The organism is Pseudoalteromonas sp. MMG033 (assembly GCF_057197785.1).
The window spans coordinates 3,348,137-3,368,315 of sequence record NZ_CM170070.1 but is presented as its reverse complement, the minus strand read 5'-3'; the positions used below and the strand labels follow the sequence as shown (position 1 = coordinate 3,368,315).

At 46.7% G+C, this 20,179-nt stretch carries 1 protein-coding gene; it reads left to right on the top strand.

Annotation, left to right across the window (positions count from 1 at the left end):
* Window positions 1-63 precede the first annotated feature (63 nt).
* Window positions 64-20,145, top strand: coding sequence for an amino acid adenylation domain-containing protein (locus tag AC2CZC_RS14610; protein WP_484582342.1), 20,082 nt, complete (start codon window positions 64-66; stop codon window positions 20,143-20,145).
* The last annotated feature ends 34 nt before the right edge of the window (window positions 20,146-20,179 follow it).

The window sequence follows — 20,179 nt, the reverse complement described above, 5'->3', positions numbered from 1 at the left end:
GGTAGGCGGTCACTTTATTTGCTTTGCACATTATTAGTTACACCCGTTTTACTGAGACAAACCATGAAAAACAAGCAAGATACTACGGCTAACAAACACACCTCAGCTCAACAAGAGATTGCCATTGTTGGTATATCGCTACGCTTTCCCGGCGCCAGCAGCAAAGAGCAGTTTTGGCACAACTTAGCAAACAAAGTAAGTAGTATCAGTGAGATCCCAGCAGCGCGCTTTCGATGGCAAGATGACTTTGACCCAACTCCGAAAAAAGACGAACAAAAAATCGTGAGTAAATGGGGCGGATTTATCGACAATATTGACGGTTTTGATGCCGGATTTTTTGCCATATCCCCCAAAGAAGCGCAAAGCATGGACCCACAACAACGCCTGAGCATGGAGCTGGCGTGGCAATGTTTTGAAGATGCGGGTTTGTCTCCAAGCAGCTTCAAAAATACCAAAACGGGTGTGTACTTAGGTTGCAGTAATACCGACTATCAAGAGCTTGCCACGGGTAACATCGACCCGCATTTTTTAACGGGCATGTCGACTGGGGTTTTTGCCAATCGCATCTCCCATTATTTTAATTTCCAAGGCCCCAGTGAGACCGTCGATACTGCGTGTTCATCATCTTTGGTTGCGTTGCACAAAGCCATGAACGACTTTAATGCCGGAGAGATCAACGCCGCCTTAGTTGGCGGTGTTAACCTGCTTATCACCAAAAGTCGCTACGTGTCATTCAGTAAACTTGGGGTATTATCGCCAAATGGGCACTGCAAAACCCTAGATGCCAATGCCGATGGCTATGTGCGTGGCGAAGGCGTGGGCATGGTACTGCTGATGCCGTTAGAGCGCGCTTTAAAAGAAAACCTCACTGTGTACGGTGTGGTCAAAGGCAGCAGTGTCGGTCATTCAGGTCACACCAATACCCTCACCTCACCCAGTCCATTTTCGCAATCTCGTGTCATTCAAGAGGCCATCGACAATGCGGGGATCCATAGTGATGATTTATCTTACATTGAGCTACATGGGACAGGCACTCGACTTGGCGACCCAATCGAAATTCAAGGTCTAAAACGCGCTTTTCGTGCCACAAAATCTAAAAAGTCAGACGGAGACTCTACTTGTTATCTCAGCACAGTCAAAACCAATATCGGTCACTTGGAGTCCGCTGCGGGCATAGCGGGTATCATCAAGGTGCTTTTGAGTTTTAAACACCAGCAAGTACCACCGCTACAAAACTTCGAGACGTTGAACCCCAAAATCACGCTGGATAAATCACCGTTTGCCTTAGCAACTGACTGTGTCCCCTTAGAGCAAAAGCATGTGCTTGCTGGTATTTCATCATTTGGCTTTGCAGGCGTAAACGCCCATGTGATTTTGCAATCACCACCAGCCCAAATAGCAAATACCGTTAGTTTAGATACGCCAGCTGTTATTATGCTCTCCGCCAAAAAGCCTGAGGCCTTAATGGCGCGCGCCAAAGCACTCAAAGCCTTTATTGAAGCGCAAAACTTAACTGATGATAACTTGGCCGATTTGGCATTTACCCTACAAGTTGGCCGCGAAGACATGAGCCAACGCTTGGCTTTTAGTGCCAGCTCAATGGCTGAAGTAACAAAACAGCTTAATTTGTTTATTGAAGGCAAAAGCGGCGCTTGGCAACAAGGGAAAGCAGATAAAGACAACGCGAGTACCTGTATAACAGCAGATAATCAAAACACTTCAAATGCACTAAGCCAATGGCTAACAGATGCGACTGTTGATTGGTCAGCACTCTACCCTGATGCCAAACCGCAGCGACTTGCCCTACCCGGTTACCCGTTTAATCCAAAGCCATATTGGATAACCTCAAAAAAAGACGCGCCTAAAGCCGAAGTTTTACACCCACTACTGCATAAAGCACTACCTGCTTTTGATGAACTACTATTTAGCTCGACTTTTACTGGCGACGAATTCTTTTTAGCTGACCACAAAGTCAACGGCGAATGCGTATTGCCTGGGGTTTGCACGTTAGAAATGGCCCGTGCAGCCATCGCATTATCCCATAATTTAGATGCGTCTCATGCCATTCAAATTAAAAACGTCAAATGGCTGCGCCCGATTAGCATTGAACAAGGGGCATCCACTGAGCAAAACACCGTTTATCTATCCCTTTGGCAGTCAGATAGTGCAATGCAATTTGAAGTGTGGCAAAAGCACGAAGGCGCACAACAAGTCTGTGCCTCAGGAGAAGTGCAAGTTTCACAGCACAGCGCGCCCGTCACCTTATTTGAATTAGCCACCGAGTCTGATCAGCTGCTTACACCAAGTGACGCTTACGCCACGTTTAAAAACATGGGCATAGACTACGGCCCCCGCTTTCAAGGCCTACAACAGTTAAGCAAACAAGGTATAACAGCAACCGCCAAAGTGGCCGTGCCTTCGTCGTGCAGCCAAGGCTTTGGCCTATCACCTGCCCTTGTCGACGCGGCGCTGCAATCCTTAGTCATATTCGCCGACCAATCACACGCAGCTCTGCCATTTGCCACCGAACAGGTGTGCTTTTACAACGCACAGCAATTAAGTGCAGCACAGCACACTGAAGTCTGGGTCAAAGCAACGCAAACAAGCACCGATACAGATAACACACAAAAGTTTGATTTGGATATTTGTGATCTCGATGGCAATTTACTTATGGGTATTAAAGGCTTTTCAACTCGAAAAGTATCATTAGATGCTATCAAACCAAGTACGCAAGACTTGCTCACGCTCACGCCTTGCTGGCAAGCAGTCACACCCGACTTTGAAACGCCTCCTGAACTGCACGCTGCTTACTTTGGGCCACAGGCATTAAAACCAGATTGGTTAACCGAGAGTAATGACACCAATCAGCTGGTTTGGTTGGCACAAGATGAGTACGCACAGCCGCTGGCTTTATTCCAACAACTCAAGCGCATGTTAGCAGACGGGTTTGATAGTAAGCCACTGTCAATCACCTTAGTGACAAAACAAACACAAGCCGTTTTTGGCCAAAATGAACAAATTAACTGTGAAGGTGCAGGCCTAATTGGCCTACTGCAAAGCGTTGCACAGGAATACCCAAGCTGGACGGTGCGCATCATAGATGCGGAGCAATTAGATTCTATCCCAAGTGAATTTACAGCGCTGCCTGCGGGGCTGTACGCGCATCGTACCGGGCAATATTTTAGCTTTGAGCTGGCGCAGCACACCTTTATAGATGCGGCAGCTAACAATGCGAGTCTGCAAAAGCAAGGCACCTATCTCGTACTGGGCGGGGCTGGCGGTCTTGGCCAAGTATGGAGCGAGTGGATGATAAAGCACCACGATGCGCATATCATCTGGCTTGGCCGCCGTGAACTAAACGCGGATATTCAAAGCGATATTGACCGTTTAGCAAAGCTTGGTAAAGCCCCTGTATACATTCAATGTGATGCCAGTGACATAGATGCGATGGAAAGTGCATATCAAGACATCACCCGTCACTTTGGTGGTTTAAATGGTGTGGTACATTCGATTTTACACCTAGAAGACCAAACGCTGGCAAACATGAATGACGCGCAATTTAACCGCAGTTATCACGCCAAACAGCAAACTGGTGAAGTCGCACTGGAAGTATTCAGCCAAGCAGATTTAGACTTTTTCTTGTTCTTTTCATCCATGCAGTCGTTTTCTCCTGCTGCGGGGCAAAGTAACTATGCCGCAGGGTGTGTATATCTAGATTCACTTGCTCGCACTTACCAACATAAGTGCCCAGTTAAAATCATCAATTGGGGATACTGGGGCTCTGTGGGCGCAGTCCAAGACGAGTACTACCAAAAGAAAATGCAGGCGATGGGCATTGGCTCTATCGAGGCAGATCAAGGCATGCAAGCACTTGCGACCTTGATGGGCGCAAACTTAACACAAGCGGGCGTGCTTAAAATCACGCAAGCCGCACTAACCGATACCTTTAAGTTACAAAGCTTTAGTGCATCAGGCGCGCAGCACGCACTCGCAAAGCAAAACTCTAAATATCAAGCGCCTAAGCAAGATATCAAAGCGCAGGTTGACCTAAACCAACTTTGCGCGGCGCTCCACCAAGCTGGTTGGCAACAGCCAGCCCAGCGTGAACATGCCCTTGCCATTTTGCCAGAGTATTTCAGTAAGTGGTGGACAGAGACCGAGCGCTATTTAGAGGCGCACCAGCTAATGAAAAATGGCGTTATTCAAACTGTTGAAGCTACCCATATTTCAACCCCATCGGAGGATCTACTAGATAATTGCTTGGCGAATTTACCTGCCATTTTAAATGGCGAGATCAAAGCCACAGATGCGCTCTTTCCCAGTGCATCCATGGCCTTAATCGAAGCGGTTTATCAAAATAATCCGGTTGCGGATTATGCAAATGCGGTGCTGATTGAGCAGCTGCAAACCTACTTGGCGACAGCTAATTTGGAGCCGATACGCGTGCTTGAAATTGGCGCAGGTACTGGCGGCACGACTCGCTCGGTTTTACCAGCGCTTAAACCGTGGCAAGTTGAAGAATACGCTTATACCGACTTATCCAAAGCATTCTTTAACCATGCCAAAGCGCAGTATCAAACTGATTACCCATTTGTTGACACCAAATACCTAGATATCAGCAAGCCTCTTGCAGGGCAAAATATTGATATCGGCAGCTATGATGTGGTGATTGCTACTAACGTTCTACACGCCACTGCTGACATTAAAAATACCCTGCAAAATACCAAGGCTTGCTTAAAGCAAGGCGGTGTTTTACTTATTAATGAAGTGGTACACACCTCCTTATTTACACACCTGACATTCGGCTTATTAGAAGGATGGTGGCTAAGCCAAGATAAGCACTTGCGCTTAGCAGGCTCGCCGATGTTGTCTATCAAAAACTGGCAACAAGCCCTTTTTGAAACTGGATTTGTAAACGCCTTTACCGCAGGTGATGCAAGCGCGCCTCAGCAGGTTTTTTGCGCCCAAAGCGATGGCTTTTCTTTACAAGCAAAAACGCCAACTCACACCAAGAACAAAAATAAAAAAGACAATCACAAAGCAACACAGAGTATGAGCAGTACATCAATACAACAACCACAACACAATGCAGATCCCTCTGTGCTAACTGAATTTGTCCACAATGCGCTATTTGACATTGCCAGTGCCGCCCTAGACATGGCTCCTAATGAGCTAGACGCAGATGAGTCCTTTGCAGACTATGGGGTAGACTCTATTTTAGCCATTCAAATGCTGGATGAGATCAATGCCAAGTTTAACGTAAACTTGCCAGCAACCTTGCTGTTTGACTACCCATCAATTGACACACTGAGTACTTATATCATCGCAGAGCATAAAGAGCAGGTTTTAGCGGAAATGCCAGCCCAAAGCGACAGCAACGCAACTGAACACGTTGTTAAAACAAATACAAACTCTGATAACACGCACAACTTGCGCAAGCACAGCTCACACAGCAAAGTGGTGCAGTCAGAACAAAAAAAATCAACGGCACAAGCGCCAGTTAATAGCGGTAAAGTCGCCATTGTGGGCATGAGCGGTCAATTTGGTGATGCAGACAATCTCGAAGAATTTTGGTGCATGCTGGCGGAAAAGCGCACCTCGGTCAAAGCACAAACACGATGGGATTTATCACGCCTTACTGACAATCAGCAAAGCTGGAGCAAATACGCCAGCTTGCTGAATGACATCAGCCTCTTCGACGCGCCCTTTTTCTCAATTACGCCGCAAGAAGCCATGTACATGGACCCACAGCAAAGACTCTTTTTGCAAGAAGCGTATAAAGCATTAGAAGATGCCAATATGATCACCAAAGTTGCGGGTCAAAATGTCGGCGTATACTTGGGCTGTGCGCAAAGTGATTATGCTGGCTTGGCCGAAGAAGATGCGCCCGCACAAGTGTTTTGGGGCAATGCAGGATCAGTTATCCCAGCTCGTGTTTCTTACTTTTTAAATTTAAAAGGCCCTGCACTTGCTATCGACACAGCGTGTTCGTCCTCTTTGGTTGCCCTTCACAGTGCGTGCCAAGCTTTAAACAACAATGAGATCAGCAGCGCCCTTGTCGGCGGTGTTACTACTTTATGCACGCCTAAATTTTCCATCCATGCGGGTAAAGCAGGCATGCTGAGCCCAGATGGCACCTGCTATACCTTTGACGATCGCGCCAATGGCTTTGTGCCCGGTGAAGGCGCAGGTGTGCTCGTACTGAAAAAGCTTGAAGACGCCGAGCGCGATGGCGACCACATTTACGGTGTGATCCTAGGTTCTGCCACCAATCAAGATGGCACCACCAGCGGGATCACCGCACCAAGTTCTTTATCACAAGAGCAATTGCACCGCGATATTTACGCACGCTTTGATATTGCACCCGATTCAATTCAAATGATCGAAGCCCACGGCACAGGCACAAAACTGGGCGACCCCATTGAGTTTCAAGCACTGACCCGTGCATTTAGAGCCCACACCGACAGCAACGAGTTTTGTGCGCTGGGCTCGGTCAAAACCAATATCGGCCACTGCCTAACCGCAGCGGGCGTTGCTGGGGTGATCAAAGCGCTACTTGCCATGAAGCACCGCACAATTCCTGCTTCGCTTCACTATGAGCAAGGCAACAGTCACATCAATTGGCACAACACGCCATTTTTTGTCAACCAAGAAGCCATCGCATGGCAAAGCGACAATGGGCAAAAGCGCCGTGCAGCGGTGAGTTCCTTTGGCTTTAGTGGCACCAACGCCCATGTTGTACTTGAAGAATACCTGCCTCAATCTATCCAGCAGCAAAGCACGACTACGCAGCCTGTGATCATCACGCTTAGCGCCAAAAGCAAAGAGTCACTCAATGACAAAGCGCACGCCTTGAAGTCATGGCTAACTCGCAAAAACGTACAAGACAGCGCCCTGACTAGCCTTGCCTTCACGCTACAAAGCGCCCGTGAAGAGATGGACTATCGCATGGCATTTACCGCAAGCACCATTGCAGATGTGCAAGATGGCCTGACGCAATTTACAAACAAGGCACGTGGTCACTACAAGCAAGGGGAAGTCAAACAAGGTAAAGAGATTTTAAGCGCACTGGATAGCAGTGACTTTATGCGTTGGATAGAGCAAGGCGACTTGAACAAGTTGCTGGCGCTTTGGGTTGTTGGTGCTGACATCGATTGGCCTTTATTGTACACACAGCAAACGCCAGCGCTATTGCGTTTACCCACTTATCCGTTCGCTAAAACGTCATTTTGGCTACCAGAAAAAAGTACAGATAAGCCAGCTGAAAAATGCGAGCCAAGTGCTGCACTCGACTTTATTAGTCCAAGCGCAAACGAGCAAAACACGCAAGTGTTTGAACCTGTACCGCACACACCAACTGCACAATCATCCACTAAGCCGTCCGCACTGCTCCATTACACTGCAAACTGGGCAGACAAGCCGTTAACTTCTACTGAGCCTGCGACATATCATCGTCAAGTTGTATTGCTTGGTGATGACTTACCAGAAATATACTCGGTATCGAGCACGCGTCTAAGCTGCACAGCCTCTGAAACTCAAGCGCAATTAGAAACCTATACAAATGGACTTATCGGCTATTTTAAGCAGCTCGAACTACAGCAAGGCACCATCACCAAAAAGACGCCGAGCAAGTTACTTGTTCAAGTTGTAGTGAAAGACCAAACCTCACTTTTATCTGCACTCAATGGTGTACTGAAAACAGCCGCTATCGAATACAGCAACATTGAGACTCAGCTTATTGCCGTTGATGATACAAATAATTTTGAACACCTTGTTGAGGATGAAGCAAAAAAACAAGACGCCTGCATACGCTACCAACAAGGACAGCGACAGGTTTTAACCTTTGACTTGCAAGCCTATCAGCAAGTTGACGCCACCACTTTGCCTTGGAAAGAAGACGGTGTGTATGTCATAACAGGCGGTCTTGGCCAACTTGGTCAAACCTTTGCCAAAGAAATCATCCAACATACTCAACAAGCACATATTGTATTTATTGGCCGCCGAGCACACAGTGATGCGATTCAATCACACCTTGATGCACTTGGAGGCGAACCTTCCAAACTGAGCTATGTATCATTGGATATTGCCAATCATGATGACGTCAACGCCCTGTTTGCAAACCTCAAAGCCAAACATGGTGGTATCACAGGCATAATTCACAGTGCAGGAGTGATCAAAGACCAACTGATAAGCAATAAAACGCCGCAAGAAGTCGCACAGGTGTTTGCGCCAAAAGTAGCTGGCTTAATCGCGTTAGATGAAGCAAGTAAAACATGTGATTTAGACTTTTTTGTCTGCTTCTCTTCCATTGCCGGTGTATTTGGCAATATGGGACAGGCAGATTATGCCTGTGCTAACGCCTTTATGGACCGCTTTATGGCGGCTCGTCAAATGCAAGTATCACAAGGTATGCGTAGCGGTTTGAGCCTGTCAATTAACTGGCCATTGTGGTCAGAAGGCGGCATGCAGGTTGACTCATTAACCACGTCTATTTTGCAATCTCAAGGCATTGAAGTCATGCCGAATGAAGTCGGTATCGACGCGTTTTATCGTATTTTTACCTTGCACAACATCCCTACTCAGCACTGTTTTTTATACGGCGGTGCCAGCAAATTAACACAGCTTTGGCACAAGCCTAGCACCACAAATCAGCGCATCAACACCAGCTCTGTTGAGGGTGGAAAAAGCCACGCTCAGATCCGCAACCACGTTAAGTCAATTATTACCGACATCACTAAAATCGATGTGAAAGATTTAGACGATGAGGTTGATTTTAAAGACATGGGTTTTGACTCCATCATGCTGATGTCAGTGGTGCAACAGCTTGAGTCAGATACGTTTTTGAACATTGAAACTTTGCCACCCGCACTGCTTTTTGAGATAAGCACCATCAATGAGTTATGCGACTATTTGGCTGCGCACCAATTGCCAACGCAAGTGGATGAGCCCTTGGCTCAAAGCACACCAGCCAGTGCAAATTTACATGGGCCTATGCCACTGTCAAAAGCTCAGCAAGGTCTGTGGTTACTGCACAAGCAAAACCCGCAACTAAGCACTTACCACGTACCAATGGTTTTTGAAGTCAATGACTTGAATGTGGACTGCATGCAGGCTGCGCTTAACTGGCTCAGCCAAAAACACCCCATTTTGTCGGTGCAGCTTGCTGAAGTGGAAGGCTTACCTCAGCAACAAATCACAAGGCTTACACCCACACTGGTACAAAATCACACGCCAGTGGCATCAAAATCAGCCTTGATTGATTTGATCCAAGCTGACATCAAACAGCCATTCGCGATGACACAATCACACTCTGCACACAGCCCGCTGCTGTGGCGCGCAACACATTGGCAAATAAACGGCCAGCTCGATGTAATGGTTTTAGTATTCCATCACCTCATCATTGACGGTGTCTCTGCGACCCTATTGCTTGAACAGTTATGGCAAACTTACCACGCTTTGGTCGCCAATGAGTCGCTAGAGCAAGCTCAACCGGATACTGGCTTCTTCACCTACCTTGAGTGGGAAAAGCAGATGCTCAACAGCGAGCAAAGTACACAGCTAAAACACTATTGGCAAACACAGTTGCAAGGTATTGAGTCTGAGCTCGTACTGGCTGGCAAACAAGAAAAGCAAAGTGCGAACAAGCAAGCAAAGCGGCTTGAGCTGGCGATGAATAACAACCAAGTGCAACGTATTCAGCAGTTTTGTAGTAGCAATAAAATAAACCCTGCTGCGTTTTTCTTATCTGCGTTTCAAACTCTATTGAGTGCCAAAACGCAACGTGATGACATCACTTTGGGCGTGCCAGTGCTGCACCGCCCAACCAGTGATATGGCCAACTCATTAGGCTTGTTTGTAAACCAGCTGCCACTTAGCGCTTCTGTCAATCAGGCGCACTCATTCTCACATTTGGCACTGCAAAACCAACACCAGCTTGGCGAGCTTATAAAACACAGCGGCTATCCATTTGCTGAAATCGTCCGCGCAACGGGTGCTAAACGCGCGATGCACAGCCATCCGATTTTCCAAATCGGGTTTGCCTACCATAACTTCTTAAAACCAGATTGGATTGAGTCTAATCAAGACTTGATGAACGCCATTTGGCCTGACTGTGTGCAAGAACCTGAACTAGATTTAAGCTTGGAAGTCACGCCTTTATCACACAGCTTTAAAGTTGCGTTTAAATTTGATGAAGCCGTCTACCCTTCAGCAATTATTGATGCATTGGCTAAAGACTATACGGCTTTAATTGATGACGTGATGTTTGCAGGCGAGCAAACACTTGGCAGCTTACCAGTCTTTACTCATGTGCAAACACAACCAGCCGCTCAACCGACCCTAGTCAATTTGTTTGAAGCACAAGCCGCTATCCACCCAGAGCACATTGCGGTTTGCTTTGGTATGCAGTCAATCAATTACCGTCAACTCAACGACAAAGCCAATCAATTTGCAAACACGCTCTTAAATCACCCTGAATTTAAGCAAGGCGCTGAAAACCTTGTTGCGCTATGTGCCAAACCTTCTATTGAGTTAATCGTCGCGATACTGGGGATTTTAAAATCAGGAGCAGCCTATGTCCCCCTTGACCCCAACTCACCTGCGGCGCGCATTAAATATATTTTAGAAGACGCCAAACCAAGTATTTTAGTACTTGGGGCAGAGATGCCACATGCAGGGGCCTACCAGCACCATCAAGTGATTAATTTGCAAGCGGCCCTTGCAAGTACGACACAAGTTGCCAATATCAATCGCGCATCTGCATCCAACTTGGCGTACATCATTTATACATCAGGCTCAACGGGCAAGCCAAAAGGCGTTTTGGTGGAGCATCACAATGTATGCAACTTGTTTAACAACACCCAATCGTTATTTGACTTTAACGAGCAAGATACTTGGTGCTTATTCCACTCTTATGCCTTTGATTTTTCTGTGTGGGAAATTTGGGGCGCGCTACTGCACGGTGGCAAGCTGTTGATCCCAGATGAGCTTACTCGCAAAGAATCCGTGAGTTTTGCCAAGTTTGTCATTGATAATCAAGTGACTATTTTAAACCAAACGCCATCGGCATTTTACCCACTGATGGACAACTTGTTGGCAAGCCCACACAATGCACTGCGTAAAGTGATATTTGGTGGTGAAGCACTCGATGTGAGCAAGCTGGCTCCTTGGTTTGAGCAAGCACAGCCACAAGCTGAGCTTGTAAACATGTATGGCATCACTGAAACCACAGTGCATGTCACCGAAGTCACCATAGATGCGAGCATGGTCTATGGCACACAAGCGCGCAGTATCATAGGTCGTGCCCTACCCGGCTACGAAGTATTGTTGTTAGATGAACAATTTAACCCAGTTCAAGTAGGCCAAGTTGGTGAGGTTTTTGTCGCAGGTTGTGGCGTGACTCGAGGCTATCACAATCAACCCGCGTTGACTGATGCACGCTTTATTACTCACAGTGATGGTAAGCGTCTTTACCGCTCAGGTGATTTAGCCCGATTAAATGAGTCTGGCTTACTGGAATATATGGGCCGAGCCGATGACCAAGTTCAGATCCGTGGTCATCGCATTGAACTTGGCGAAGTCCAACATGCACTGCAATCACTGAGCTACATCACAGACGCCTATGTCACTAGCGCACAAAAGCAACGTGGCCAAGTATTGGTCGCCTATATCATTGCCCCAAATTCGCCATCGACTGCGAAGATCCGCACCGATTTACTGAGCAAATTGCCTGAATACATGGTACCTGCTTATTTTGTATTGGTGCCCCATTTCCCAATTACTTCAAACGGTAAAATAGATAAGCAGGCATTATCAAAGCAGTTACCATTTGTGCCATCACAAACAGCAATGTTAGACGCAAAATCTAACGCCAGCACCCTCACTGCAACACCTAAACTGACTGGGCGATCAGAGCTCAAAGCAGCAGTGACGCAAATTTGGCAGCAGGTTTTAGAAGTCGACCACATCGCCTCCAACGTGCCATTTTTTGAAGCTGGCGGTGATTCACTGCTGGCCAATGTGCTCACTGCTAAGTTTAAATCACAGTTAGATGTTGAATTTCCACTGACGCAGATTTTTCAATCTAGCACCATAGATGCGATGACAGACTTTATCGCCCAAGCACCTGTTCAAGAGATAACAAGCGATACAGCTAATAGCAATTCTTACAATCAAGAAAATCACACTCAAGATATCGCACTCATTGGCCTATCTTGCCAGTACCCTGATTCACAGAACCACACCGAATTTTGGCAGAATTTGGTCAACGAAAAAGACTTACTCAAACGACTTAGTGAGTCTACCGAGCAAGGCGATATTACCTGGCTCGACTCTTGGGTTGAGGGCCAAGACCAATTTGACCCAGAGTTTTTCAATATCTCTGAAAAGAACGCCAAAACAATGAGCTACTCGCAACGTCAATTGCTTCTACATGCGTGGAAAGCCATTGAAGATGCAGGCTACTGCGCTGAAAACATGCCAAATACGGGCGTGTATGTGTCATCCTCTGGTGCGGACAACCCAGATTTAAACCTGCAAGACAAGTTTAAAGATGGTCAGTTTATTTTAAACGCACAAGACTATGTGGCTTCGACTATCAATCAACCTGGTACACTGCCAACCACTATTTCATATCATCTTGGCTTTACTGGCCCAAGCTTGTTTGTGCACTCAAATTGCTCATCGTCTATGTCTGCTATCTCGTTGGCATGCAGCGCACTAAAAGCTGGCGAGATTGATTACGCCATTGTCGGCGCTGCTTGTCTTTACCCTCAGCGCTACACCGGATATGAATACGAGAAAGGGCTCAACTTTGCAGGCGATGCACGCTGTAAGGTGTTTGACGAAAAAGCCGACGGTATGATTGGCGGCAGCGGCGTGTCTGTGATTGTATTAAAACGCGCCGATGATGCAGTCAATGACGCTGATAACATCTACAGCCTCATTCGTGGTATCAAGGTAAATAACGACGGCAAAGACAAAGCAGGCTTTTTCGCTCCGGGCACCAAAGGCCAAATGCACGTCATAGCGCAAACTTTAAAAGCCGCAGACGTCTCTCCTACTTCAATCAGTTATGTGGAAGCCCATGGTACTGGCACTGCTCTTGGTGACCCCATTGAGTTTTCATCTTTGCAGCAGGTTTATCAGCAATATAGCGGCGACAAACAGTTTTGCGGTTTAGGTGCTGTTAAATCCAACCTAGGTCACACAGATACATTAGCGGGCCTCACTGGCTTAATTAAAACATCGTTGGCGCTTTATCACAAAAAGCTGCCAGCTTCATTACATTACAATAACGCTAATCCGCACATAGATTTAGCAAATTCACCATTTTATGTGGTCGATAGCACACGAGATTGGCACACACCGCTACTACCAAGGCGCGCAGCCGTAAGCTCTTTTGGTATTGGTGGCACCAATGCCCATGCGGTGCTGGAAGAGGCCAATGACATCGAGCATCACGAGCTTGAAAGTCAGCTGATCCATACACCGGCCATTATTGTGCTCTCTGCACACACGCAAGCGGTATTAGACAAACAAGTGGCGCAACTACACGACTATTTAGCTGCTAACAACTTAAATGAGCGAGATCTAAGAAGACTGGCTTATACCTTGCAAACTGGCCGCACGGTGATGCCAATTCGCACAGGATTTGTCGTCAGCTCTATTGCTGAGCTGAAATCAAAACTCGCTGAATACGTGCCAACAGCCACAACTAAGCCAACGCACTCAATTGAGTTAGCGCATGCGATAAGACTTTTAGATCATCAAGAGATCTTAGCCCATTGGGTCGAAACTGGTTTCACAAACTGGGGCTTTATCTATCAAGGTGCAAAGCTGCCAAAGCTCAGTTTGCCTACCTACCCGTTTGCACTTAAAAACATTGGCCTTGGCGATGTACAAATCGTGCAAACACCAAAAGTTGGAGATGATGAGCAGGCTAAAATGACGCTGAAAGCCCCTGTTTGGGTCAAAAAAGCCAAAACAGGCCAAGCTCATACGACAGCGACTGATACAGAGCGTCACCTTGTTTTATGTGACTTCCCTGCACACGCGCAATTCAGTGAACTGACAGATGCGCAAATACACTCATTGCACTCTGAACACTTCGCGATTGAGCAAAAAATTGCAGACTATGGCTTTCAACTGGTTGAGCTTATCAAGCTCTTAGCAAAGGCCAAGAAGCAGATAAAACTGCAACTGGTCATTGGCGACACTGCATCCACCGATACTCAAGCGAACCTGCATACTTGCTTCCATGCGCTATTAAACACAGCCAGCCTTGAGCACACAACACTGCAAACACAATTGTTGGTGTTAGACGCAGAAACAATAGAAAGTAACGTTGCTAAGATACTCTGTGCCGAACAAAGTGGCTTTGATGATAAATTTGTTCGTTACACCAAGGGTGAGCGTGAAGTATTAACCTATCAAGCAATTACATCAGCTGAGGCAAAAATGCCGTTTAAAGCAAATGGCGTTTACCTCATCACAGGTGGCTTTGGTGGCATAGGTCAGCACTTTATCAAGGCGATCAATGCACAACCTTTTAATAAAACCATTGTCGTGACAGGGCGTAAACCGCAAAGCCATCCTGAAGTACAAAAGCAGTTGGTGGCGCTAAGCACATCAAATACGCAATTGCAGTACCAAAGCGTGGACGTTTCACATAAAATGAATGTGCTTTTGATGGTTCGTGACATCCTTGCCAAGCATGGTTCGCTGTGCGGTGTTATCCATGCGGCAGGCATTGTTAAAGACACACTTTTAAGCAAAAAAGATAAACACAGCTTTTCGCAAGTACTTGCCCCTAAAGTTTCGGGCGTGGTTGCATTGGATGAAGCCACTCAAGATTTAGTATTGGACTTTTTTGTCTGTTTTGCAGGGCTAAGCGGCGTAAATGGTGCTTTGACGCAAGTCGACTATGCCACTGCCAATGCCTTCTTAGATAGCTATATGCACTATCGCAGTGGACTGCAACAACGCGGTGAACGCCAAGGTATGAGCGCCAGTATCGACTGGCCATACTGGCAAGATGGCGGCATGAAAATCAACCCTGATTTTAAAGACATGCTGGCACAAACTGGTTTTACACCTATGCCAACACGCACAGGCATTGACGCTTTTTACAGTGCGCTGCAACACCCTCAAACGCTCGTTGAATATACTAACAAGACGCAAACTGCCAATGTCAGTATCACTCACAATGCACACCTGTTTGACAGTATCGAGGCACTCACTGCTGAGCTAAAAACGGGATTAAGCGGCATTGCCGCTGACATTTTAGGGGTGGATGCCAACGAGCTTGACCCTGATACAGATTTAGGTGACTTTGGCGCAGACTCTATCGCTTTTATCACCTTTATCAACCAAGTGAATGCCAAATACCAACTAACATTGTCGCCGAGCGTGCTGTTTATGCACTCTACTTTAAACAGTATCTTTACCCATATTTTGGACGAGCACAGCGATAAATTGGTTGGGAACAACTCAGATCATACTGAGCTTCAAAAGACCCAAGTTACTGAACAGAAGAATGAAACGGATGATCGCATTGCGATCATTGGGATCAGCGCACAATTTCCACAAGCAAATAACATTGATGCATTTTGGCAAAACCTCGTCAATCAAACTGACTGTGTGACTGAATTTAACTGGGCAGGTGAAAATACTGATACCCGTTCACAACAACCATTACCAAAAGACATTAACTGGCTTGGTCGCCTTGAGCGCAACCAAAGCTTTGATCCGCTGTTTTTCAATATTGCGCCAGCTGAAAGTGACCGCATTAAACTTCAAGAAAGCTTGCTGATGTCACATGTTTGGCAATGTATTGAAGATGCAGGCTATGATCCAAAATCCTTAGCTGGCACCAACACTGGGTTATTCATTGGCTGTCAGGCTGGATATCACGAGGGCTTGCTCACCTCCTCTGCCTATGCGCCAAACCGCATGAGCTACTTCTTGGATTTGCACGGCCCTAGTGAAGGCGTAGACACCACCTGCTCGTCTTCTCTCGTTGCCATCCACAAAGCAGTACAAGCCATTCAAAATGGTGAGTGTGATCAGGCCATCGTAGGCGGTGTAAATGTCATTGACTCTCCCAGTGCATCGATTGCAATGCATGACATTGGCGCGCTCTCACCCACAGGGCGTTGTCGTACTTTCTCGGCAAATGCCAACGGTATCGTGCGCGGCGAAGGTGTGGGCATGATCTTTATTAAAAAGCTAAGTGAATCGGAGCGTGATAAAGATCACATCTATGGGACGATTTTAGGTTCCGCCATTAATCACGGCGGTAAGTCTCAAGGCTTTACTGTCCCCAATGCAAAAGCGCAAACTCGCCTGCTCGACAAAGCTTGGCAAGATGCGGGCGTTGACCCAGGCACGCTCAGCTACATTGAGTGCCATGGTACCGGCACCTCACTTGGCGACCCTGTTGAGCTCGATGCACTCAAGGCCGCCTATAAAAAAATCAGCGCGGCTACAGATAACGCGCAAACCTGTGCGCTGGGCTCAGTGAAAAGTAATATCGGCCATCTTGAAATTGCCGCAGGTATTGCTGGGGTGATCAAAGTATTACTGCAGCTTAAACACCAAACTTTGGTGCCATCGCTGCATGTGGATGAGCTCAATCCGTACTTAGGCCTTGAGAACTCACCATTTAAAGTACAAACAGAGGTGACACCTTGGCAAAGCGAGCAACCACGCCGTGCCGGGGTAAGCTCATTTGGTATCAGTGGCGTCAACGCCCATATCGTACTTGAAGAATACAGCAAACAGCCTAATGTCGAGACCACAGCAGCGGATACTGAGTCTGCCATCGTGCTTTCAGCTACTAGCGAATCAGCGCTAGAAGCAAAAGTTAAGGCGCTCAATGCCTATCTTGAGCAGCAACCGACCGTGTCGTTCGAGTCCCTAGTTTATACACTGCAAATAGGTAGAACGGCGCATAAATACCGCACTGGCTGGGCTGTTTCCTCTGTTGCAGCTTTAAAACAAAAACTCGGCGCTGAGCTTGAAAGCAATACTTTGATGATTAAAAAGGTGCCAAGCACAAAAGCTGAGGCGATTACTGATAACGATGTATTAAAGCTTGCACACAACCCAGCGGCTCTACTGCGCTTTTGGCTTGAAGGACACCCAATCAATTGGTCTGTACTGTATAAAACACCGGTGCAAAAAGTCAGCTTGCCAAGTACACCGTTTTTAACCACAGAACCCCCTGCTGCGCCTTGGTTACTGCTAGAGAATCAATGGCAAACGATGCCACTGAGTTGCCCGCTAGATTGGCAAGCACAGTTAAAACCACTGCTTGCCAGCAAAAAAGGGCTTATCGTCGCACAAGATAAGCAAAGCGCTGAGCCACTGCGTGCTAAGCTCAAAGGCTGTGACGTGGACATTATATATTTTTCAGAGCTCGAAACTTTGGTATTTAACCAAGATACGTTACCTAGCTTTGCCTACTTCATTGCCGAGCAAGCAGAAACAAAGCCTGCCACTATAAAGCCTCTGTTCGAATTTATACAGGCGATTGCCAAGTTTGATAAACACGCGATGCAGTTGTTTTACGCTTTGCCAAATAGCCAAATTAATAGCAGTTATGAAGACATCAGCGCACTTCTTAGAAGCTACACCATGCGCAACCCTGCCCATGTTTGGAGTCTGGTTGAGTTTGCTGACAACGGTTCAAACTGGGCTGACAAATTACTGCAAGAGCTGGTTTGCCCAAGCTTAAACAGCGATGCCACTCAACCTAACCAAGTGAAGTACCAAGACCAATCTCGCTTTGGCTTAGCGCTGAACAAAGCAGCTTTTCCTGCAAATAACTCTGCCCTCATTGCAAACAACTTTAAGCAACAGGGTGTGTATTTGATTGCTGGCGCACTGGGCGAGTTAGGCATGGCACTGTGCGAGCAGTTATTAACGCAATTTAACGCCACCCTTATCTTGCTTGGTAGACGCAAAGAGGCGCAATGTATTGACTCGCTCAATCAACTCAAAGCATCTCAACAAGGTCAAGTCCATTACTTGAGCGCAGATGTCACATGCGAGCAAAGCCTTCAAGAGGTGCACAAGTACATGGATGAACACAACTTGCAGTTAAATGGCATACTGCATTTAGGTACCGCCTTTCAAGAAGATGAAAACAACTGGGCTGACTTTGAGCAAGCGATGCAAGTCAAAGTGCAAGGCTCAATCAATCTGGACAAGGTATTTGCACATACCGACCTTGATTTGTTTGTGATGTTCTCATCCATGGCGGTATTCGGCAGTTTAAATCACCTATCCTATTCATACGGTAATGGCTTTCAAAACGCATTTGCCCACGCCCGTCAACAACAAGTACTGGCAGGTGACAGACATGGTAAAACGTTGGCCATTAATTGGGGGTACTGGCATTCGGATGACCCTGTAAAAAGCATTGAAAATGGCTTTGCAGAGAAAAAAGGCTACCAGCTGATTACCATGCCTGAAGCGTTTAGCTTAATGCAACACGTGTTGAGCAACGAAGTCACCAACATGGGCGCTTTACTGAGCTCCGCACCTGATAAAATCTATCAAAATACCGCGCGCTTGATGAGCCGTCAGGTTGCGCCAGCTGACACGGTCACACACTTATCAGGTGAACAGGTCGAAGTAGTCAACAGCGCTGATATACGAGGTGCAGTGATCCAAATCGTCAGTAATGTGATTGGTATAGCAGCAGATGAGTTAGACCTAGATTGTGACCTATACGAATATGGCTTTGACTCTATCTCTTTACTGAAAACCTTTCAGCAATTAAAAGAGCAGCTTAATATTGAACTACAGGCAGATGCGTTTAAAAACATGAATACCATAGCGGCATTCATTGAAGACATTGAAAAGCTCTATGCTGTGCAGCAAACAGATAGCCAAAGTGAAGATAGCCAGCAAAAGCCTGACTTTATTTTAGATGCGGGCTTCACCCCAACAGCTAATACTACTGGGCTAACAAAATCCTATGAAGGCGACGTGAAATCAGTGCTACTCACTGGCGCAACGGGCTTTTTAGGGAGCCATATTCTTCAGCAGTTATTAGATGAGACAGATGCCACCATCTACTGCATTGTCAGAGCAAGTTCATTAAATGAGGCCAAGCAACGTATTACGCACTCAGCCAAAAGCTACCAGCTTTCACCTGATATGAGTCGCGTCGAGCCCATGCTTGGAGATATGGAAAAGCCACAGCTTGGCTTGTCTGATAAAGATTGGCAAAGCTTGTGCGAACATGTGCAGCACATAGTTCATACGGCTTCTTACGTGAATCATATTCAGCCTTACTTTGCATTTAAAAAGTCAGTGGCGGGCACCAATCAGCTGTTACAAATGGCCACGACAAAATCGCTCAAAATGATGCACTTTGTCTCGAGCACGACCGCCAGTACACAAGTCAAAAATTCGCATTTTTCAGTGAATCCCATCGAAGACTTTATCGACGTCACTGATGCCGAGCTCATCTGTAGTGGCTACGGTCAATCTAAATGGGTGCAAGAGGAGAATATCCGCCAAGCTTCAGAATGTGGTGTGCCCTACACCATTTATCGCTTTGCGCAAATTTCAGGGTCGTCACAAACTGGCATTGGCAACACCGATGATATTTTCCATCGAATTTTAAAAATGATGATGCGCACGCCTGTGCAGCCCGCAGATGTACCGTATTTACTGGATATTATTCCGGTGGATAAAGCCGCTGCCGCCATCGTACTTGGCATGAATGATGAGCAAAAACGCAATACGGTCTTTCATGTGGCAAACAAAACACCACTGCCTGTCTCGCAGTTTTACGACATGGCACAAAGCCAAGGCTTGCGCTTTGAGCAAGGTGAAAAGCATGCGTTTATTGAGTCATGCAAACACTATATCGAACACGCAACGGAGGGTAATACCCAAGTCATTATGGATGGCTTACTCACGCAGCGCCCAGGATATGATGAATATTTGTTTGAAGCGTACCTAATGCCAATGACACCGTACGACAAAGACAATTATTTAGCGCTGGTCAAACAATACCAAGTTGGATTAGATGACTGGGAGGCGCTGTTTAACACCTACTTTAAACAGTGGCGAGAAGACTCGCACTATCAAGTTATTTGGCAAGAGGCTGAACTCCCCTCTCATTAACATAAAGGCTCAAAGTCGCCAGCTTATTTGTGCG